We start from the raw sequence: 19150 nt of genomic DNA, 5'->3' as shown, positions 1-19150 counted from the left end.
TGACCACTGGTAGAGCGCACCCTTTCGCCCGTCCTTGTCAACAGGCTAAAGTAGTCTGATGCACTGCCTGTCTGGCAGCATTTATCGCAGTCTCTTTTATGGAATTTCCATGCGCGGCCGTCTGTTCAAGCTGTTGACTTGTGTTTTTGCCTCTCTTATTGGATTCGAGGCCGCCCAAGCGGTCCCTATCGACCAACAACGCAAACTGTATGATCAAGCCAAAGCGGCACTGGAAAAAGGTAACTCTGCACCTTATTTCGCCTCACGCAGCGCCTTGCAAGGCTACCCTCTCGAACCTTACTTGCAATATGACGAACTCACCCAGCGATTGAAAACCGCCAGCACGGCTGAGATCGAGTCATTTCTAAGTCAACATGGCGATCTACCTCAGGCCAACTGGATGAAACTACGCTGGCTGCGAACACTGGCTGAACGAGGAGACTGGGCCACGTTCAACCGGTATTACGATACCAAGCTGAATTTTACCGAACTGGACTGCCTTCATACGCACCACCAAATTCTCCAAGGAGAGACAGCAGAGGCATTTAAAGCTGCAGAAAAACTGTGGCTGGTCGGTAAGTCTCAACCTAACGCCTGCGATGCATTGTTCTCGGCCTGGGCAGCCCGCGGGCAGATGACCGAAACGATGGTATGGCGCCGTGCCAAATTAGCCGCTGAAGCACGTAACTATGCGCTGGTCACGTACCTCAGCAAACAAATGCCAACGTTGAGCCCACTAGCCTCGCTCATGGCGGATGTCGCGCAAAAACCACAGCAGCTAAGCAACACGCAGCGCTTTACTCCAGCCAGCGAGGCCATGGCTGATGTAGTGGGACTCGGATTGCGACGTCTAGCCCGTCAAGACCCTGAGCAGGCATTGGGGTTGCTGGACTATTACAGTCGGCAGCTTCCCTTTTCCAAGGATGAAAAGGTCTCTATCGCTCGTGGAATCGGCCTGACTTTAGCCAAGAACTTCGACTCGCGCGCTCTGCCACTAATGGAGCGTTACGATCCTGAACTGCGTGACGATACGGTAAGCGAATGGCGGGCACGTCTATTACTTCGCCTAGCGCGTTGGAACGACGCCCACCAACTGATCCAGCGGTTTCCCCCGTCACTACTGGAAACTAACCGCTGGCAATACTGGCGTACCCGTACGCTGGAGCTTTCTCGCCCTCAGAGCACAAGCATCCTTGCCGATTACAAGCCTGTCTCCCATGAACGTGACTTTTATGGCTTTCTCGCTGCCGATCGAATCAAGGCGCCCTACCAACTCAATAACCGTCCGCTCGTACTCAGCAACACCCTGCGTCAGCGTGTCCGCAATACTCCTGGGATCAAGAGGGCCATGGAGTTTTACGCTCGAGGCGAATTCGTTAACGCCCGACGCGAGTGGTTTCATGCCAGCCGCTTTTTCGACCGTGACGAGTTAGTAGCCCAGGCACGCATGGCGTATGACATGCAGTGGTATTTTCCAGCCATTCGAGCCATCAGCCTGGCTAAATACTGGGATGATTTGGATGTTCGCTTTCCCATGGCTTATCGCGACAGTTTTATTCGCGAGGCCCGTCAGCGCGGTCTGCATAGCAGCTGGGTATTTGCGATTACACGTCAAGAAAGCGGTTTTATGGCTGATGCACGCTCCGGCGTAGGTGCCATGGGTCTGATGCAACTTATGCCTGCGACAGCCAAGCACACAGCTAGCAAGTTCAATATTCCTCTGTCCTCTCTACAGCTGGCTTATCAGCCTGAAATGAACATCCAGTTGGGTACTGCATACCTGAGCATGGTTCACACACAGTTTAATGGTAATCGAGTTCTGGCTTCGGCAGCTTACAACGCAGGCCCTGGTCGTGTACGTAAATGGCTCAAGGATGCTAGACATCTGGCTTTTGATGTTTGGGTCGAAACCATTCCGTTTGACGAAACCCGTCAATATGTGCAGAACGTATTGGCCTATGCTGTTATTTACGGACAAAAGCTCAACACGCCCCAACCCCTCGTTGAATGGCACGAGCGCTTCTTTGACGAAACCTGATGCTGATGGCCTGTTGATTTAAAACAGCCTGTTACTAGACAGGCAAGCGCCAAAAGTATCTTGTCATGGTCATTTCCAGCCCTGTTTTCACTACAGTATGAAAACAGGGCTGTGCAGCGTGGTCTGTCGCCGTATACTTCCCCGCTCTATTTTTCCGCTATTGAACCGGAGAAACCCATGCTGAAGCGCTCCCTGGCCCTCGTGGCCGGTCTTACCTTGTGCCTGACAAACCTGGCGACCCATGCAGCCGACGCCGTCCTTCGCGTCTCGGCCATTCCCGACGAAGCTCCTACCGAGCTACTCCGCAAATTCAAACCACTGGGTGAATACCTAGAGCAGCGGATAGGCATCCCCGTCACGTTCGTTCCCGTATCCGATTATGCAGGAGTCGTCGAGGCGTTGGCTTCGGACCGACTGGACATGGCCTGGCTGGGCGGCTTTACGTTTGTGCAGGCGCAGCGAAAGGCACCGATGACGCCCCTTGTTCAGCGCGAGGAGGATCAAAAATTCACGAGCAAATTCATCACAGCCAATGCCAATGTGAATTCGCTTCAAGACCTCAAAGGCAAGACATTTACCTTCGGTTCAGTATCTTCAACCTCTGGCAGCTTGATGCCCCGCTACTTCATGCAGCAGGAAGGCATCGTGCCCGAACAGTTTTTTTCGCGAGTCGCTTACTCTGGTGCTCATGACGCCACAGCAGCCTGGGTACAAGCTGGCAAAGTTGAAGCTGGCGTGCTCAATGCCTCGGTTTGGCAGAAACTGGTCGATGCCGGCAAAATCGATACCAGCAAAATAAAGGTCTTCGCTACAACTCCACCCTATTATGACTATAACTGGACAGTCCGCGGTAACCTGGACCCTGAGCTCAAAGGTGCGTTAAAGGCGGCCTTTCTAGAACTGGATCCAGCTAACCCTGAACACAAGGCCATCCTGGATTTGCAGGCAGCCAGTCGGTTCGTTGAGACCTCTCCAGAAAACTATACAGGTATCGAAGCGTCTGCACGTTCGGCAGGCCTATTGAAGTGAATGTCCGTCTGACAGGTGTGGAGCTGCTCCACACCAATGGACAACGCGCGCTGATCATTCCCGAGATGCATGTTAATCGCGGCGAGCAGGTAGCCCTGATTGGCTCTTCCGGCGCAGGAAAAACCACACTGCTTCGCCTTCTGGCTTCCAGCCTGAGACCAAGCCAGGGCGTTGTCACACTATTTGATCAAGACCCCTGGATGCTGAGCGGCTCGATTCGGCAGCGTCTGCGCGCTCGAATTGGTCTCATTCATCAGGCGCCACCCTTGCCAGCACGGCAACGCGTCGTAACAGCCGTTCTCGCAGGGCGCCTGGGACAGTGGCCACTCTGGCGAAGTCTGATTAGCCTTGTCTATCCTCTGGACCGTGCCGGTGCCGCGCAGGCGTTGGCCCGACTCGATCTGGAAGACAAGCTGTTCGAGCGCTGCGATCAACTTTCAGGGGGGCAGCTTCAGCGGGTCGGGATTGCTCGAGTGTTATACCAGGCGCCTGAGTTAGTATTGGCCGATGAGCCGGTATCGGCCATGGACCCTTTACTGGCCAGTCATACGCTAAAGGTTCTGGTAAAGGACGCCCAGGCTCGTCAGGCTACCTTAATTACCAGTCTTCATTCGGTTGAGCTGGCTTTGAATCATTTTCCCCGGGTAATTGGCCTACGCCAGGGTGCGGTTATGTTCGACAAAGCCGCCAAAGACGTTCACCCCGACGACCTCGCCTTACTTTATGCCAATGAGCAATTGAGCCAGGCAGAGGTACACCCCCAACGGGCACAGGCCACTGTTTCACGATGCTAAACGCCCCTGCTCCACGCGATCCTGCTGCATGGCCACGGCTCTTGATAACAGGCGCAGCCCTTCTACTGCTCTGGCCGGGAGTCGCCCTATCGGAGTTCGACATTTTCGTACTCTTTAATGGTGCCAATGCATCCCTTATGGCCGACTTCCTGGCAGGTTTCTGGCCTCTCGCCCATGATCTGGCGTTTCTGGCGATTCTGGGCAAAGCCACGCTGGAAACACTGGCCATTGCCACTGCAGGCATAACCCTCGCCTGGTTAATTGCCTTCCCGGCCTCTCTTCTGGCTACGCGGGCACTTTCGATCTCTGCTCTCCACTGCCACGGATCGCCATCCTGGCAAGGTCGCCTACTACGTACAGTGGTCAGAGCGATTTTGGTAGTCCTGCGTAGCATTCCTGAAATCGTCTGGGCACTGCTCTTCGTACGCGCTGTAGGTCTTGGTCCGACCGCTGGCGTGCTGGCCATTGCCATTACCTACGGCGGCATGCTGGGCAAGGTATATGCAGAAATCTTTGAGTCTGTTCCCAATCAGCCGACCCGAGCTCTACTCCTTGCCGGCAGCTCGCGCCTGCAAGCCTTCGCCTACGGTCTCTTGCCCACTGCCAGTGATGAGATGATTTCCTATACGGTCTACCGCTGGGAATGTGCTATTCGGGCATCGGTCGTGATGGGGTTCGTGGGAGCCGGCGGGTTAGGCCAGCAGGTAGATCTCTCCCTACGCATGTTTGCGGGGGGTGAAGTGTCTAGCCTTTTATTGACATTCCTGGCACTCGTCATCGGTGCAGATCTAATCAGTCGATTATTACGGGAGACCCGTTTATGAACCTGAAAGGGTTGGTCGCTCTGATCGTACTGCTGGCATCAATAGCGTGTTCCTTTGCCTACTTGGGGACAAATTTTAAGGAACTGCTCTCATCAAAGGCGTTACATCAGATGAGCGTTTTTCTCGCCGATTTTCTGCATCCGGATTTTTCAGTCTCCTATTTAAGGAGCATTGCACAGGGAGCTTTGGAAACACTCGCAATGTCGGCTATCGGTACCCTGTTAGCCGCTGCTCTGGGAATCATACTGGCACTCCCAGCTGCTGGCCGCCTGGGCTTACCAGCCAAGTCGCTCGCCCGCTTCGCTCTCAATGCGCTTCGCGCCGTTCCCGAGCTAGTATGGGCTGCACTGATGGTATTAGCCGCGGGTCTTGGTCCCAATGCCGGTGCACTAGCGCTGGCCCTGCACACCGCAGGCGTATTGGGCCGCCTGTTTGCCGAAGCATTGGAAAATGCACCAGCAGCACCAAGCGAAGCCATACGCCTAGCCGGTGGTAATCGCTTTTCAGCGTTTACCTATGGAACGCTGCCCATCGTTTGGCCTCAGCTCTTGGCTTATATACTCTATCGTTGGGAAAACAATATCCGTATGGCAAGCATTCTGGGATTTGTAGGCGCAGGAGGCTTGGGCCAAATGCTCTATATCAAGTTGAGTTTGTTCCAACAGGCTCAGGCGGCTACTGTAATCCTTGCCATGTTATGCCTAGTCCTTGCTGTCGATGCCTTGAGTGCCTGGGCACGTCAGCGCTGGGTTAGTACCTGAGGCGATGTTTGCCTCAAAGAACAAAAGCCTACATAGGCCTATCGTTTAAAGACCTACACAGTTACCTGACCGTAAAAGCCTGCTGCCGCAACTACCTACCCCGCATAAACATATCGAAAAAATTTGATTGTAAAGGCATGGAAACGCTAGCTAGTCGCTAGGTAAGCCAAGAAAATCAACTTTTTGTAACGGCACGCTCACGCACCTGAATCAACACCCAAGGGGCTACCACTACCGCCCAAAAGACAGTGTTGGCTTCGAGAAATTGTTGAGCATCGTCTTCACTAACCTTGCCCAGCCGAGCGGATGAAAGCCACGCAGAAACCTTTGCGGCATCGTCTTCGACGATGGCTACCGCCGCCTCAATCAAGTCCAACTCCGTATCTACCTTAAGCAAGGTGCCCTTGGCGAAATGGGGCTGCAACTCTTGCCAAGAGATCTCAGCCGTCTGGCCAAGCAGTGTGGCATAGAGGGTACTAGGTTCCGACATCATTGATGATTCCACTAAAGACTGGACGACATAATACCGCGATTACCCATCCAGACAGAATTATCCACTCTGATCAGCGAGGCGACAACATCGATACATGATACGACAAATTGCAATGATCCCCTGCATATGCCGCTTTTCAATCCATTGAGCGGCGCTCTACACTCCGCACGATGCGACATCACGTCGTGGTCATAATAAAAAACCGCACCAACTGTTTGTGATCTGCCAAAACCAATAAGCATTCTGAGTGGAGCACTATGAATAAGGCATCCCAGCGTCTCTCCCGACTGTTCGCCGCCATGGCTGTAGCAGGCTTTGCCAGCTACAGCGTTGCTGCCGATAACATCAAAATTGCCTTGGCTGGCCCAGTTACCGGCCCTGTCGCGCAATATGGAGAAATGGAGTTCATTGGCGCCAAGATGGCCATTGAGCAGATCAACAAGGCCGGCGGTGTCGACGGCCAACAGTTGCAAGGGGTAGTTTACGACGATGCCTGCGACCCTAAACAGGCCGTCGCGGTTGCTAACAGGATAGTCAACGATAACGTGAAATTTGTTATCGGCCATCTGTGCTCCAGTTCGACTCAACCCGCCTCGGACATCTACGAGGACGAAGGCATTCTAATGATTACGCCAGCGTCCACCAGCCCTGATCTGACAGCACGTGGTTACAAGCTTATATTCCGAACCATTGGCATGGACAACATGCAGGGTCCGACTGCAGGCAAGTTCATTGCAGAAAAAGTAAAGCCTAAAAGTGTCGCGGTTATTCATGACAAGCAACAGTACGGTGAAGGCATTGCCACTGCTGTAAAGCAAACGCTTGAAGACGCCAACATTAAGGTGGGTGTCTTTGAAGGTATCAATGCTGGAGACAAAGACTTCTCCTCACTCATCGCCAAGCTCAAACAGGCCGGTGTCGATTTTGTCTACTACGGCGGCTACCATCCAGAGCTGGGCCTGCTGATGCGTCAGGCTCAGGAAAAAGGTCTTAAAGTTCGCTTCATGGGCCCCGAAGGAGTTGGTAACTCCGAAATTTCCGCCATTGCTGGAAAGGCTTCCGAGGGCATGTACGTGACCCTGCCGCGCTCCTTTGACCAAGACCCTAAGAACCAAGCCCTGGTAGAAGCCTTTAAGGCCAAGAAGCAGGATCCGAGCGGTCCATTTGTATTCCCTGCCTATGCCGCCGTTCAAGTTATCGCCGATAGCATTAAGAAAGCAGGCAGTACCGATACCGAAGCTGTAGCCGAAGCCCTGCGTAGCAACACCTTCAGCACGCCGACCGGCGAATTGGCTTTTGATGAAAAAGGCGACCTCAAGAACTTCGAGTTTGTTGTTTACGAGTGGCACGCCGACGGCACCAAGACCGAAGCCAAGTAATCGTCCAAACGGAACGGTATCGACAACCCGGTTCGATACCGTTCCAAAAGCCCACGGTCTTCAGCGTGGGCTTTGTTCATTTCCAGATGAATAGGCGGCCGTATCGCCAGAAGCACCGTGGCCGCTATTCAGGAGAAGGTAATGCCTGAGTTCTACCATTATTTACAGCAGCTGGTGAACGGTCTGACCGTCGGCAGCACCTATGCCTTAATCGCCATTGGTTACACAATGGTGTATGGCATTATTGGGATGATCAACTTCGCCCACGGCGAGGTTTACATGATCGGCTCGTATGTGGCCTTCATAGCCATTGCTGGTTTGGCCTTGCTAGGAATTCATAGCCTGCCGATCATCATGATCGCAGCGTTTGCGGCCAGTATTATCGTTGCCAGTGCCTATGGTTACAGCATCGAACGTATCGCCTATCGACCCCTGCGTGGAAGTAATCGTCTGATTCCGCTGATTTCAGCGATCGGCATGTCGATTTTTCTACAAAACGAAGTTCTGTTAGCCCAGGACTCTAAAGATAAGGCAATTCCCAACCTGCTTCCCGGTAACTTCGTGTTCGGTGCGGATACCATGAGCGGCGTGGTTATCTCATACATGCAAGTGCTGATCTTTATCGTCACGTTGCTGACCATGATCGGGCTGACTTGGTTCATCTCACGCTCTCGCCTGGGTCGTGCCTGTCGCGCCTGCGCAGAAGACATCAAGATGGCTAACCTGTTGGGTATCAACACCAATAGCATCATTGCCCTGACCTTTGTCATTGGCGCAGCTCTCGCTGCAGTCGCCGCCGTTCTGCTGGGCCTGCAGTACGGTGTGATCAATCCGAGCCTGGGCTTCCTTGCTGGTATCAAAGCCTTTACCGCAGCAGTTCTTGGCGGAATCGGCAGCATTCCTGGTGCAATGCTGGGCGGACTGGTATTGGGAGTCGCCGAAGCCTTTGGCGCCGATATCTTTGGTGATCAGTACAAGGACGTTGTGGCCTTCAGCTTACTTGTCCTCGTGTTGTTGTTCCGGCCGACCGGCATTCTGGGCCGTCCGGAGGTAGAGAAAGTATGAGCAGTACTCCTTTCAGCAAGCAGCTCAAGACAGCTGTATTCAGCGCCCTGCTGGTCGTGGCCGTGGCATATCCGGTCCTGGGACTCAAGCTTACAACCGTAGGCATTAACCTCGAAGTACATGGCGCCAGTGCCACAACGCTGTGGATCATTGCCGCCGCCGCCCTACTGATGTTCATTTGGCAACTGGTACGGGAGCGTATACCACTGCCCCGGCGCACGCGCTCTACCGGCGCTTTGCCTATCACTCGTGTAGGTGCCCGGCTGACCGAGCCGGCTACGCAACGGTGGCTTATTCTCGGCCTTGTCTGCGTCGCCCTGATTTGGCCGTTTTTCGGCTCTCGTGGAGCCGTGGACATCGCGACGCTGATTCTGATCTATGTAATGTTGGGCTTGGGCCTCAATATCGTGGTAGGTCTTGCAGGTCTGCTGGATCTGGGCTACGTCGGGTTCTACGCCGTCGGTGCCTATAGCTATGCCCTGCTCTCTCACTACTACGGCTTAGGGTTTTGGATATGCTTACCCATCGCCGGCATGATGGCTGCTTTGTTCGGCTTTCTACTCGGCTTCCCAGTGCTACGGCTGCGCGGTGACTATCTAGCCATCGTAACGTTAGGATTTGGAGAGATCATCCGTATCCTGTTGCGCAACCTGACCAGCATTACCGGTGGCCCTAATGGAATTAGCGGCATCGATAAGCCCACGTTGTTCGGCCTTTCCCTTGACCGCCGTGCCCCTGAAGGCATGCAGACCTTTCATGAGTTTTTCGGGATAGCCTACAACTCAAACCATAAGGTGATTTTCCTTTACCTGATCGCCCTCTTACTGGTTCTTCTTACACTCTTTGTGATTAACCGGTTGCTACGCATGCCGATTGGACGCGCCTGGGAAGCACTCCGTGAAGACGAAATCGCCTGCCGGGCACTCGGCCTTAACCCAACGTTAATCAAGTTGTCAGCCTTTACCTTGGGCGCCTGCTTTGCCGGTTTTGCTGGCAGCTTCTTCGCAGCCCGTCAAGGGTTGGTATCTCCAGAATCGTTCACCTTCATCGAGTCAGCCATTATTCTGGCTATTGTCGTGCTGGGCGGTATGGGGTCTCAGCTGGGCGTGATCCTCGCGGCTATCGTAATGATTCTGCTGCCTGAGCTAATGCGTGAATTTAGCGAATACCGCATGCTGATGTTTGGCGCCCTGATGGTCCTAATGATGATTTGGCGTCCGCAAGGCCTGCTTCCAATGCAGCGCCCTCACCTGGAGCTGCGTAAATGAGCCAACCCATTCTTCAAGCCAAGGGGCTGACCATGCGCTTTGGCGGGCTTTTGGCTGTCAACGGTGTAAATATCACCGTCAGTGAAAAGCAGGTGGTATCCCTGATCGGACCGAACGGTGCCGGCAAGACAACTGTTTTTAACTGCCTAACCGGATTCTACCAACCCAGCGGCGGTGAAATCCTGTTGCGCGGTGAGCCCATTCACGGGCTTCCAGGCCACAGAATCGCCCGCAAGGGTGTGGTACGTACCTTTCAGAATGTGCGCCTGTTTAAGGAAATGACTGCAGTCGAGAATCTGTTAGTAGCCCAACATCGGCATCTTAATACCAGTTTTCTGGCGGGCCTGCTAAAAACGCCCGCTTTTCGCCGGCGTGAAGCCGAAGCAATGGAGTTCGCCCTTCACTGGCTCGAACAGGTCAATCTGACAGAGTTTGCCAACCGATCTGCTGGAAACCTCGCCTATGGTCAGCAACGCCGTTTGGAAATTGCCCGCTGCATGATGACGCGTCCCCAGTTGCTTATGCTTGACGAGCCCGCCGCCGGTCTCAACCCACGAGAAACGGAAGATCTGAAGACTCTGATCGGGCTTTTGCGGGACAAACACGACGTTACGGTCTTACTGATTGAGCATGACATGCATCTGGTCATGAGCATTTCTGACCACATTGTAGTAATCAACCAGGGGACACCTTTGGCAGACGGAACGCCAGAGCAAATCCGCAACAATCCTGACGTAATCAAAGCCTATCTAGGAGAAGCGTGATGCTGCAGTTCGATAACGTTTCTACCTTTTATGGCAAGATTCAGGCTCTTCACGACGTTAGCGTTACCGTTAACAAGGGCGAAATCGTAACCTTGATCGGAGCTAATGGTGCCGGCAAGTCCACGCTACTTATGACTCTCTGCGGATCACCGCGTGCCGCCAGTGGCAGCATTCGCTATGAAGGCGAAGAACTAGTAGGCCAAGCGTCATCTGACATCATGCGTAAGGGGATTGCAGTAGTGCCTGAAGGACGGCGCGTCTTTGCGCGTCTAACTGTTGAAGAAAATCTGGCCATGGGGGGCTTCTTTACTGACAAGCTAGTCTATGAGCAGCAACTGGAAAAGGTTCTCACCCTCTTCCCTCGGCTTAAAGAACGCTATAACCAGCGAGGCGGTACTATGTCCGGCGGTGAGCAGCAAATGTTAGCCATTGGACGTGCCATGATGAGCCATCCACGGCTGTTACTGCTGGACGAACCATCCTTGGGATTAGCTCCTCTTATTATTAAGCAGATCTTTGAGATTATTGAGCAGTTACGTGAGGATGGCGTAACGGTATTTTTGGTCGAACAGAACGCCAACCAAGCCTTGAAACTGGCCGACCGTGGTTATGTGTTGGAAAATGGTCGCATCGTCATGCAAGACACTGGAGCAGCCTTGCTGGCCAATCCGGACGTGCGTAAAGCCTACCTCGGCGGTTGACACTGCACTTGTGCGCCTTTCACAAAAAGGCGCACAAACTCCTTAAGGTCTTGTCCTCCGGACCTTGTCTCAGTAACGTTGCTCTCTTGCCCTGATGGAGACCTCTTAATGTTAGTGTCCCGCTTGCTGCTGCCCCTTACCGCACTGGCTTTTTTATTGGCTGGCTGCCAGAGCACGTCGAGCAATGACTCCTCTTCCCGTTCCGATGAAGGTATACGCTTACAGGGCGACCTCCGTCAGTCTGGTGAGCAATTGCTGTTCAAACCCTGTCGGGAACAACGTTATTTCCAGGTCAGCGACGCTGATCATACCTTTGTAATCAGCGATGCCCATGAGTTAGCCGCCGATAGCGGTGCTAATAGCCTATTTGCCGATTTGCGTGGACAGTTCAAATCGGGCGGGCCGACCGGAAGTGATGGTGTTTTTGCCGTGTCGAAAGTCTATCGTATGCAATACACCGGTCCTGGCTGCTCAGACCCGCATTTCAAGCGGATTACATTACGCGCAGGAGGACATGAGCCCGAGTGGAATGTCTTGGTCAACAGCCAAGGCATGGTTCTGGCTACAGCCGATCAGGCTCAGCAGGCCTTTCCATATTTGCAGGAGCAGTTGCCGGACGGCAGTCGTAGTCTATCGAGCGAAGCCAATGGCAAGCGCATCGAACTTTGGGTAAGTCCCCAACGTTGCATCGATCGTAATACCGGTACGGTACAGTCACTCCAGGCCGAGCTACGTATCAATGGCAAGGCGATGCCAGGATGTGCTTATTATGGCGGAGCCGTTGACGCCCGTTAAATGTGGGCAAACTTTCTCATTTTAATGTTCATTCTTCGATAAATCGTTTGAAGGCCTATAAGGAGATGCGCCTCGACAACAGGCTTTTCCTTCCACTCTTTCGCTTTGTATTTTAATCCCGCTAGAGCCTATCTCCCAGCCCGCCAACGGCCTACCCTATTTCTCAGCGTTACAATCTCATTGAGATAACAGTGTCTTGAAATACGTATCGCCCCCTGTCGGATCAACAGGCTTTGTGATGGATGTACTGGCATCTTTGTCCACACTCTATAGGATGAAGCCCTTGTAAATAGCTTCTTGCTATCAAGATATTTATAGGCTCGACACAACTTTGCATCACTCTCTCAGCACTACATTTACACGTCGCACATTTCCAGCGATCACCCTGCTTCTGTTCATGATGTTTACCTTGGCTTGCGGAATACTGGTTTACGATGCACGTAAACAGGATAAGCAAGCCTCAGCTGATGCGCGTTATGCTGCTGAGAGACTTTTGGAAAATCTTAGGGCACGTATCGTTGCAGATATCTCTGACTATGCTAAATGGGGTGACGCTTATACTCACCTCCATGTCACTGTCGATCCTGTCTGGGCCTACACACAGGAGAATCTAGGCTCCTCAATTTATGAACTATATGGTTACCAAGGCATATTGGTCGTTAACCCAGCCGGCCAAACGCCTTATGCACTTTATGAGGGTGAGCTAGCCCCGCTCAATGCTCATGAATGGATTCAAGGCGATCTGCCAGGCCTGCTGGCCGAAGCGCAAAAGCTTGAAAATAAAGAGCACGTTATAAACCGGATGCTGGCCGTCAACGGCTATCCTGCTCTTGTTTCGGCAGCAGCCATTACCATAGGAAAAGACCCTACCACCAAAGAACTCCCAGGCCCTCCATCGGTGCTGTTGTTCGTTACCATCCTGACAGAAGCAAAACTCAAGGCGTTGAGCCTGCAATATGCCTTGAGTAATCTCAGGGTGAGTTATGAGCGTGGGTTAGATAGTTCTTCAACACTGGACTTAGGTGATGGCTCCAATGCTTTCCTGGTTTGGGAGCCGCCTCGTCATGGCCAGCATTTACTGAAGGCGACCCTCCCCTTCCTAGGCCTCGCTGCTGTGGTTCTCGTAACATTTACCTGGCTCGTCCTACGTCATGCCTTTTCAATGACTCGCGCCATGGAGCGGCAATATGCCGATCTTTTACAAAGTCGCGAAGCGCTGGCTCGCAGCGAGAAGCGCTTTCGGGACGTAGCTGAAGCATCATCGGATTGGATCTGGGAAACAGACGCAGGCGGCAGGCTTACCTATCTTTCAGGCCGGTTCGAGGAAATCACCGGGAAGTCTCCCCTTACCTGGCTTGGCAAGCCCCTCGACACCTTACTACAGGGCGCTAGAGAGCCTTTAAAGGTCTGGCTGGATAAATACAACCGACCTGACTTAATAGATCCACTGATTTGTCATTATCAAGACCAGAACGGCAGACAGCGGACCTGTCGTGTGTCCGCACGAGCAATCGGCCAGGGCGCGCATGGATTTCGAGGGACAGCTAGCGATATTACTGATGAAGTCGAAGCCCTGGCCCAAGTGAAGCACCTGTCGCTGCATGATCCACTGACCGGGCTGCCTAACCGTACGCACCTGCGGGAGTTTCTGGCCAAACACCTAAGCACATCCACTGTAAAGAGCGCTCCGGTCGCACTGCTCAGTATCGATCTGGATCGTTTCAAGCCTATCAATGACGCGCTGGGACATGCGGCAGGTGACCGCGTTCTCCGTGAAGTTGCCAGGCGCATGCGGCATTGTGTTCGTGAGTCCGATTTGATAGCCCGCTTGGGTGGTGATGAATTTGTTGTAGTCATGACACATATCCAAGGTCATGAGGATGTTTCCATACTCAGCTCGCGCCTTATCGAGCAATTGCATCAGCCCATTCGGATTGACGATCAGACGGTCTTTATTGGTGGAAGCATCGGTGTTGCGCTGGCCCCTAACGATGCAGTTCAGGCGGAAGAATTACTACGATTAGCCGATATTGCGCTTTATAAATCCAAAGCAGCCGGCCGTAATACGTGGCACTTTTATGCGCATGAAATGAATGAAGCGATCACAACGCGGCGACAACTAGAAGGTGATTTGCGCCAAGCGATTCAGCAGAATGAGCTGCGCCTTTATTTTCAACCACGCTATTCTATCGAGACTGATCAACTTACCGGCTTCGAAGCATTGGTACGCTGGGAGCATCCTACACAGGGATTATTGATGCCAGATCATTTTATTCCTCTGGCAGAAGACACAGGACTGATCGTTCCGTTAGGCAATTGGGTACTAGCCGAGGCATGCCGCATTGCCGCAACATGGCCAAAACCAGTCGGGGTATCGGTTAACCTGTCTCCTCGCCAATTCGGTCATCGTGAACTGATCAGCCAAGTCACCTCTATTCTGGAAAATACAAGCCTGTCTCCTGAACGGCTCGAATTAGAAATAACAGAGCGCGTCATGCTCGACGATGCAGGCGGTGCACTAAAAATCCTGAAAGCACTCAAGACGTTGGGGTTACGCATCAATATAGATGATTTTGGAATCGGCTTTTCATCCTTAAGCTATTTGCGTAGCTATCCCTTTGATGGCATCAAGATCGACCGCAGCTTTATTGCCGACCTGGGTTCAAGCAAGGACGACCGAGCCATTGTTCAGGCAATCATCACACTGGGGCAATCGCTGGGAATGGTCGTCACGGCAGAAGGAGTAGAAACCCAGGAGCAACTTGATTACTTGCGAAGCGATGACTGCGACGAGGCCCAAGGCTTTCATTTCAGTCGGGCCCGGCCCCCTCATGAACTTTCGACGTTCTTTTAAACCTGCTTAATTTAGCGCTCGGTAATAACGGCGACATCAGGCCCTGCTCCACGCCGTTGATTGCGATCATCCCGTGGCGTAACACCAAAGAAATTGCGATAGGCACTAGAGAAATGCGGCCCTGAAGAGAATCCGCACGACAAGCCTATCTGAATAATCGACTTACTGGTCTGCAATAGCATTTTTCGTGCGCGGTTCAGTCGCAGCTCCAGATAATACTGGCTAGGTACTCGAGACAAGTATTGCTTGAAGATACGTTCAAGCTGTCGACGCGACACACATACATGTTGTGCAATCTCATCTGTTGTCAACGGCTCTTCAATATTGGCCTCCATGAGCATGACCGCTTGCGTCAGCTTGGGATGGCTTGATCCCAGGCGATTCTTGAGAGGAATCCGCTGCCGCTCATTTCCCTCTCGAATACGCTCAACAACCAGCTCCTCGGAGACCAGTCCCGCCAGATCAGCCCCATGATCATGGCTGAGCATGGCAAGCATTAGGTCAAGAATAGCCAAGCCTCCACAGGCTGAGAGGCGGTCCCTATCCCATTCGAATAAATGGTTGGTAGCAATGACCCGAGGAAACTGCTCAGAAAACTCCTCTAGCCAGCGCCAATGCACCGAGACTCGGTATCCCTCAAGCAGTCCTGACTGAGCCAGAGGAAAAACACCTGCAGAAAGCGCCCCGATCCATATCCCTGCACGTGCACACTGCTTAAGTGCAGAGTTGAGCGAGGAGGATAGGCTGGAGGGTAGCTCATCGGCCAATAGGAACAAGCGCTGATAGCTCTGCAAATGCACTGCCCAAGATACATCTGACAGGCGCAGCTCGACTTGATCTACCCGAATCAGGCTTAACTCATAACCCGAGCCGCCTTGTTCACGCTGAGCCACCCGTAACGCTTCTTCGGCTAATGCCAAGGTTAGCGGCCGGGTTCCCGGCCAGATCAAAAAGCCGATACGTGTGGCCATAGCTCTACTTCAGACTGCCTGAGAGGAATTGCTTAAGACGCTCACTGCGGGGATTGGCCAGCACCTCACGAGGATTACCAACTTCTTCAATACGACCTTGATGAAGGAAGATCACCTGATTGGATACTTCCCGGGCAAATCCCATTTCATGCGTTACCACCACCATCGTTCGCCCCTCTTGAGCGAGGTCCTGCATAACCTTCAAGACTTCGCCTACAAGCTCAGGGTCCAAGGCAGAGGTTGGCTCATCAAACAACATTACCTCAGGCTCCATAGCCAAGGCACGGGCAATTGCTACGCGCTGCTGCTCGCCACCGGACATGTGCGCCGGATAAGCATGCTTGCGGTGGGAAACACCTACCTTATCGAGATAACGCTCGGCCCGAGCAATCGCTTCGTCCTTTGACACCCCTAGCACATGGACAGGCGCTTCAATGATGTTCTGCATCACTGTCATGTGTGACCAGAGATTAAAGTGCTGAAACACCATGGCCAGACGCGAGCGCATACGCTGTAATTGTCTGGCGTCGGCAGCTTTGAGAGCTCCGCCTTTAGTTGGTGACAACTTAAGCTCTTCACCGTTGAGCACTATCTTGCCGGCATGAGGCTGCTCAAGCAGATTAATGCAGCGCAGCAACGTAGACTTTCCCGAGCCGCTAGAGCCGATGATGCTGATAACATCGCCAGCCTTGGCTGCCAACGACACGCCTTTGATCACTTCGTGATCACCGTACCGCTTATGCAAATCCTGTACTTCAAGTTTGAACATGGTTTCAAAACCTTGTTTAAGACTAGGCCGAGGCGAGGCGCGCCGGCGGAGTATCTACCGATCCGTTAACCGTTACGAGGAGCCAGGTAAGCCAGCCAACGCCGCTCGGCCCTCTTGAACAGGCGCACCAGAATAAAGGTGAGCGCCAGATAGAACACACCCGCCGTAATATAGGCCTCGAACGGCAGATAAAACTGTGAGTTGACTGTTCGTGCAGCGCCCGTGATATCGACTAAGGTCACAATGGAAGCAAGGCTTGTGGTCTGCAACATCATGATGACTTCATTGCTGTATTGAGGCAGCGCACGCCGTACAGCCGAAGGCAGGACAATGCGTCGATACATAAGAAAGCGCGACATCCCCATGGCCTTGGCGGCCTCAATCTCGCCATGCGGAGTCGATCTGAGGCTACCGGCCAGGATCTCGGCTGTATACGCGCTGGTATTAACAGCAAAGGCCAAACATGCACAAAACGTAGCACTCGACAACCAAGGCCATAACCAACTGTCTCGTACAGCGTCGAATTGAGCCAGGCCGTAGTAGATCAGAAATAACTGCACGAGGCCTGGAGTGCCTCGTATGACGTAGGTATAGAGCCAGGCTGGCAGGTTTACGGCGGCCCGCTTTGAAACACGCATAAAAGCCAACGGAACAGCTATGATCAGCCCCAGTACCAAAGAGATGGCTAGTAGCTTCAGGGTAATCAGCAGCCCGCTCATATAGAGCGGAAGACTGTCCCAGACGACGGTATAGTCAAAAATCATAGTTCAGCCACCTTAACGCCAACCGAGTAGCGCCGCTCGGCCAGACGCAGTACCAGTAATGAGACACTGGTCAAAATCAAATACAAAGCCGCCACAGCCAGATAGAACGTAAATGGCTCCCGTGTGGCATCAGCGGCCTGCTTGGCCTTGAACATCATATCCTGCAGACCTACAACCGAAATCAGTGCGGTAGCCTTGGTCAATACCAACCAGTTATTGGTAAACCCTGGAATGGCCAGACGAATCATTTGCGGGACGAGAATACGAAAAAATACCTGGCGACTACTCATGCCATAGGCCATACCCGCCTCGGCTTGTCCTTTAGGAATACCGATGAAGGCACCACGGAAGGTTTCGGAAAGATAAGCGCCAAAAATAAAACCTAACGTGAAAATACCTGCAGCAAAGGGATTAACGTCGATGTAATCCTCATAGCCCACCATAGGGGCCAGACGGTTAAGCAGGTCCTGTCCACCGTAGAAAATCAGCAGAATCAGGACCAAGTCCGGGATACCGCGAATGACCGTAGAGTACAGATCTCCCAGCCATGCCAACCAGCGTACCGGCGACAGGCGAAAAGCGGCACCCGCTAGCCCCAACACACAGGCCAGAGCCATCGAAATCAAGGCAAGTTGCAAGGTGAGCCAGGCACCGTCGACGATATTCGCCCCGTAGCCATTCAACATCGTGGATACTCCTGAACGCACTCAAGCGCGCTTAGAAATGGAAACAGGCGTGTGGGCTGCGCCCGCCAACACGCCTAGAGAGACGGCCTCAGTTGCCGTAGATATCGAAGTTGAAATACTTGTCCTGAATCTGCTTGTAAGTACCGTTGGCTCGAATGGCATCGATGGCTGCATTTAGTTTGTCACGCAGCTCCGTGTCGTTCTTGCGTACCGCAATACCAATGCCTTCGCCAAAATATTTAGGATCGGTAAAGTCCGGACCGGCAAACGCAAAACCTTTGCCAGCATCTGTCTTCAGGAAGCCATCCTCAAGCAACGTGGCATCGGCCAGGGTAGCATCCAGGCGACCTGCTGAAAGATCCAAGTAAATTTCGTTTTGCGAAGCATAGCGGCTGACCTTGACGCCAGCCGGCTCGAGAACTTCGGTAGCGAAACGATCATGGATACTGCCGCGCTGAACGCCCAGGTTTTTACCCTTCAGCTCGGTCTTTACATCTTTCACATCAGTACCAGCCTTCATAACTAGCTTGGCTGGAGAGTTGTAGTACTTATGGGTGAACTCGACGGAGCGCTTGCGCTCTTCGGTAATAGACATGGAGGACAAGATCGCATCGATCTTGCGTACCTTCAGGGCAGGAATCAGCCCGTCAAACTCCTGTTCCACCCACTGACACTTAACCTTCATCTCGGCGCATAACGCATTGCCGATGTCATAGTCGAAACCGACAATACTGCCGTCAGGAGCCTTGGAGGCAAAAGGCGGATAAGCCGCCTCGATACCAATACGAACCGGTTTGCCTTCGGCGCCTACCACGGCGTGGGACAGAATGGATAGCGCCATAGCGCCAAGCAATGCCAGCTTTTTCATGCAAGCTCCTTCGATGAATGGGCTTCAGACAGTTTCAAACAGGCCAGGCCACCGGGACACATGATCACTCATGCGCACGTGCAATCCGCCAGCAATGCCTCTGCGTAGGGTAGCGGCATTCTAGCGGTAGCCTGATATGGGTTATTTCGTCTATGCGACAAGTAATTACAGAAGGGTTTTAAAACGACTCAATTGGTCTTGACAGAACGCAAATTACCATGCCTACAAAAAAAATTAAAATAAAATAATTAAGCAATTTGTAGGCCCACAAACACAAATTCCTTATAAGCCAACGAGTTATCGCTATTTTGCTCACAAGACACAAAA

The 19150-nt window shown here is 52.8% G+C and carries 18 protein-coding genes; 12 read left to right on the top strand and 6 right to left on the bottom strand.

Features of this window, described 5'->3' with window-relative positions; all coding sequences use genetic code 11:
- The first annotated feature begins 109 nt into the window (after nucleotides 1–109).
- The 5 genes from IQ22_RS12695 to phnE all read left to right on the top strand — a co-directional run bounded on the left by IQ22_RS12695 (nucleotide 110) and on the right by phnE (nucleotide 5446).
- Entirely contained in the window at nucleotides 110–2038 is a 1929-nt protein-coding gene (locus IQ22_RS12695; protein ID WP_145142357.1) for a transglycosylase SLT domain-containing protein, read from the top strand.
- 177 nt (nucleotides 2039–2215) lie between these two features.
- A complete protein-coding gene (locus tag IQ22_RS12690) occupies nucleotides 2216–3067 on the top strand; it encodes a putative selenate ABC transporter substrate-binding protein (protein WP_145142355.1) in 852 nt (283 codons plus the stop codon).
- On the top strand, nucleotides 3064–3861 hold the full coding sequence (locus IQ22_RS12685) for a phosphonate ABC transporter ATP-binding protein (RefSeq protein ID WP_145142353.1): 798 nt from the start codon (nucleotides 3064–3066) through the stop codon (nucleotides 3859–3861). The genes IQ22_RS12690 and IQ22_RS12685 overlap by 4 nt, the downstream gene beginning before the upstream one ends.
- Entirely contained in the window at nucleotides 3855–4685 is an 831-nt protein-coding gene (locus IQ22_RS12680; RefSeq protein ID WP_145142351.1) for a PhnE/PtxC family ABC transporter permease, read from the top strand. Before IQ22_RS12685 ends, IQ22_RS12680 begins: the two co-directional genes overlap by 7 nt.
- The gene (gene phnE / locus IQ22_RS12675; protein ID WP_145142349.1) at nucleotides 4682–5446 is read left to right on the top strand and encodes a phosphonate ABC transporter, permease protein PhnE; all 765 of its coding nucleotides are present in this window, start codon (nucleotides 4682–4684) and stop codon (nucleotides 5444–5446) included. Before IQ22_RS12680 ends, phnE begins: the two co-directional genes overlap by 4 nt.
- A gap of 175 nt (nucleotides 5447–5621) precedes the next feature.
- On the opposite strand, the gene IQ22_RS12670 is transcribed toward phnE, so the two are convergent.
- Nucleotides 5622–5939: a DUF2288 domain-containing protein gene (locus IQ22_RS12670; protein ID WP_145142346.1), complete on the bottom strand. Its 318-nt coding sequence runs from the start codon at nucleotides 5937–5939 to the stop codon at nucleotides 5622–5624.
- A 257-nt stretch (nucleotides 5940–6196) separates the two neighbouring features.
- Here IQ22_RS12670 and IQ22_RS12665 point away from each other — a divergent pair, with 257 nt between their 5' ends.
- The 7 genes from IQ22_RS12665 to IQ22_RS12635 all read left to right on the top strand — a co-directional run bounded on the left by IQ22_RS12665 (nucleotide 6197) and on the right by IQ22_RS12635 (nucleotide 14765).
- On the top strand, nucleotides 6197–7318 hold the full coding sequence (locus IQ22_RS12665; RefSeq protein ID WP_145142344.1) for a branched-chain amino acid ABC transporter substrate-binding protein: 1122 nt from the start codon (nucleotides 6197–6199) through the stop codon (nucleotides 7316–7318).
- Between the two features lie 141 nt (nucleotides 7319–7459).
- A complete protein-coding gene (livH, locus tag IQ22_RS12660) occupies nucleotides 7460–8383 on the top strand; it encodes a high-affinity branched-chain amino acid ABC transporter permease LivH (RefSeq protein ID WP_145142342.1) in 924 nt (307 codons plus the stop codon).
- Nucleotides 8380–9651 carry a high-affinity branched-chain amino acid ABC transporter permease LivM gene (locus IQ22_RS12655; protein WP_145142340.1) on the top strand — a complete coding sequence of 424 codons (1272 nt, stop codon included), beginning with the start codon at nucleotides 8380–8382 and terminating at the stop codon, nucleotides 9649–9651. The genes livH and IQ22_RS12655 overlap by 4 nt, the downstream gene beginning before the upstream one ends.
- The gene (gene livG, locus IQ22_RS12650; RefSeq protein ID WP_145142338.1) at nucleotides 9648–10415 is read left to right on the top strand and encodes a high-affinity branched-chain amino acid ABC transporter ATP-binding protein LivG; all 768 of its coding nucleotides are present in this window, start codon (nucleotides 9648–9650) and stop codon (nucleotides 10413–10415) included. Before IQ22_RS12655 ends, livG begins: the two co-directional genes overlap by 4 nt.
- The gene (locus IQ22_RS12645) at nucleotides 10415–11116 is read left to right on the top strand and encodes an ABC transporter ATP-binding protein (protein ID WP_145142336.1); all 702 of its coding nucleotides are present in this window, start codon (nucleotides 10415–10417) and stop codon (nucleotides 11114–11116) included. Before livG ends, IQ22_RS12645 begins: the two co-directional genes overlap by 1 nt.
- A 108-nt stretch (nucleotides 11117–11224) precedes the next feature.
- Entirely contained in the window at nucleotides 11225–11911 is a 687-nt protein-coding gene (locus IQ22_RS12640; RefSeq protein WP_145142334.1) for a COG3650 family protein, read from the top strand.
- A 331-nt stretch (nucleotides 11912–12242) separates the two neighbouring features.
- Nucleotides 12243–14765 carry a bifunctional diguanylate cyclase/phosphodiesterase gene (locus IQ22_RS12635; RefSeq protein WP_145142332.1) on the top strand — a complete coding sequence of 841 codons (2523 nt, stop codon included), beginning with the start codon at nucleotides 12243–12245 and terminating at the stop codon, nucleotides 14763–14765.
- An 11-nt stretch (nucleotides 14766–14776) separates the two neighbouring features.
- Here IQ22_RS12635 and IQ22_RS12630 read toward each other — a convergent pair whose 3' ends face one another.
- The 5 genes from IQ22_RS12630 to IQ22_RS12610 form a co-directional block, all read right to left on the bottom strand.
- Nucleotides 14777–15736 carry a GlxA family transcriptional regulator gene (locus tag IQ22_RS12630; protein ID WP_145142330.1) on the bottom strand — a complete coding sequence of 320 codons (960 nt, stop codon included), beginning with the start codon at nucleotides 15734–15736 and terminating at the stop codon, nucleotides 14777–14779.
- A 4-nt stretch (nucleotides 15737–15740) separates the two neighbouring features.
- The gene (locus IQ22_RS12625; protein WP_145142328.1) at nucleotides 15741–16505 is read right to left on the bottom strand and encodes an ABC transporter ATP-binding protein; all 765 of its coding nucleotides are present in this window, start codon (nucleotides 16503–16505) and stop codon (nucleotides 15741–15743) included.
- 65 nt (nucleotides 16506–16570) lie between these two features.
- A complete protein-coding gene (locus IQ22_RS12620) occupies nucleotides 16571–17269 on the bottom strand; it encodes an ABC transporter permease (protein ID WP_145142326.1) in 699 nt (232 codons plus the stop codon).
- Nucleotides 17266–17955: an ABC transporter permease gene (locus tag IQ22_RS12615; RefSeq protein ID WP_145142324.1), complete on the bottom strand. Its 690-nt coding sequence runs from the start codon at nucleotides 17953–17955 to the stop codon at nucleotides 17266–17268. The genes IQ22_RS12620 and IQ22_RS12615 overlap by 4 nt, the downstream gene beginning before the upstream one ends.
- 88 nt (nucleotides 17956–18043) lie before the next feature.
- Complete coding sequence (locus IQ22_RS12610; protein WP_145142321.1) at nucleotides 18044–18823, bottom strand: ABC transporter substrate-binding protein; 780 nt, start codon at nucleotides 18821–18823, stop codon at nucleotides 18044–18046.
- Between the last annotated feature and the right edge of the window lie 327 nt (nucleotides 18824–19150).

The sequence above is a fragment of the Pseudomonas duriflava genome, assembly GCF_007830155.1.
Lineage (GTDB): Bacteria > Pseudomonadota > Gammaproteobacteria > Pseudomonadales > Pseudomonadaceae > Chryseomonas > Chryseomonas duriflava.
This window is presented reverse-complemented; position numbering and strand designations above follow the sequence as displayed.

Coding starts and splice junctions, on each gene's coding strand:
- IQ22_RS12690 (WP_145142355.1), top strand. CDS start 2,216: ATGCTGAAGCGCTCCCTGGCCCTCGTGGCCGGTCTTACCTTGTGCCTG.
- IQ22_RS12625 (WP_145142328.1), bottom strand. CDS start 16,505: ATGTTCAAACTTGAAGTACAGGATTTGCATAAGCGGTACGGTGATCAC.
- phnE (WP_145142349.1), top strand. CDS start 4,682: ATGAACCTGAAAGGGTTGGTCGCTCTGATCGTACTGCTGGCATCAATA.
- IQ22_RS12620 (WP_145142326.1), bottom strand. CDS start 17,269: ATGATTTTTGACTATACCGTCGTCTGGGACAGTCTTCCGCTCTATATG.
- IQ22_RS12670 (WP_145142346.1), bottom strand. CDS start 5,939: ATGATGTCGGAACCTAGTACCCTCTATGCCACACTGCTTGGCCAGACG.
- IQ22_RS12645 (WP_145142336.1), top strand. CDS start 10,415: ATGCTGCAGTTCGATAACGTTTCTACCTTTTATGGCAAGATTCAGGCT.
- IQ22_RS12655 (WP_145142340.1), top strand. CDS start 8,380: ATGAGCAGTACTCCTTTCAGCAAGCAGCTCAAGACAGCTGTATTCAGC.
- IQ22_RS12630 (WP_145142330.1), bottom strand. CDS start 15,736: ATGGCCACACGTATCGGCTTTTTGATCTGGCCGGGAACCCGGCCGCTA.
- IQ22_RS12665 (WP_145142344.1), top strand. CDS start 6,197: ATGAATAAGGCATCCCAGCGTCTCTCCCGACTGTTCGCCGCCATGGCT.
- livG (WP_145142338.1), top strand. CDS start 9,648: ATGAGCCAACCCATTCTTCAAGCCAAGGGGCTGACCATGCGCTTTGGC.
- IQ22_RS12680 (WP_145142351.1), top strand. CDS start 3,855: ATGCTAAACGCCCCTGCTCCACGCGATCCTGCTGCATGGCCACGGCTC.
- IQ22_RS12640 (WP_145142334.1), top strand. CDS start 11,225: ATGTTAGTGTCCCGCTTGCTGCTGCCCCTTACCGCACTGGCTTTTTTA.
- IQ22_RS12610 (WP_145142321.1), bottom strand. CDS start 18,823: ATGAAAAAGCTGGCATTGCTTGGCGCTATGGCGCTATCCATTCTGTCC.
- IQ22_RS12615 (WP_145142324.1), bottom strand. CDS start 17,955: ATGTTGAATGGCTACGGGGCGAATATCGTCGACGGTGCCTGGCTCACC.
- livH (WP_145142342.1), top strand. CDS start 7,460: ATGCCTGAGTTCTACCATTATTTACAGCAGCTGGTGAACGGTCTGACC.
- IQ22_RS12695 (WP_145142357.1), top strand. CDS start 110: ATGCGCGGCCGTCTGTTCAAGCTGTTGACTTGTGTTTTTGCCTCTCTT.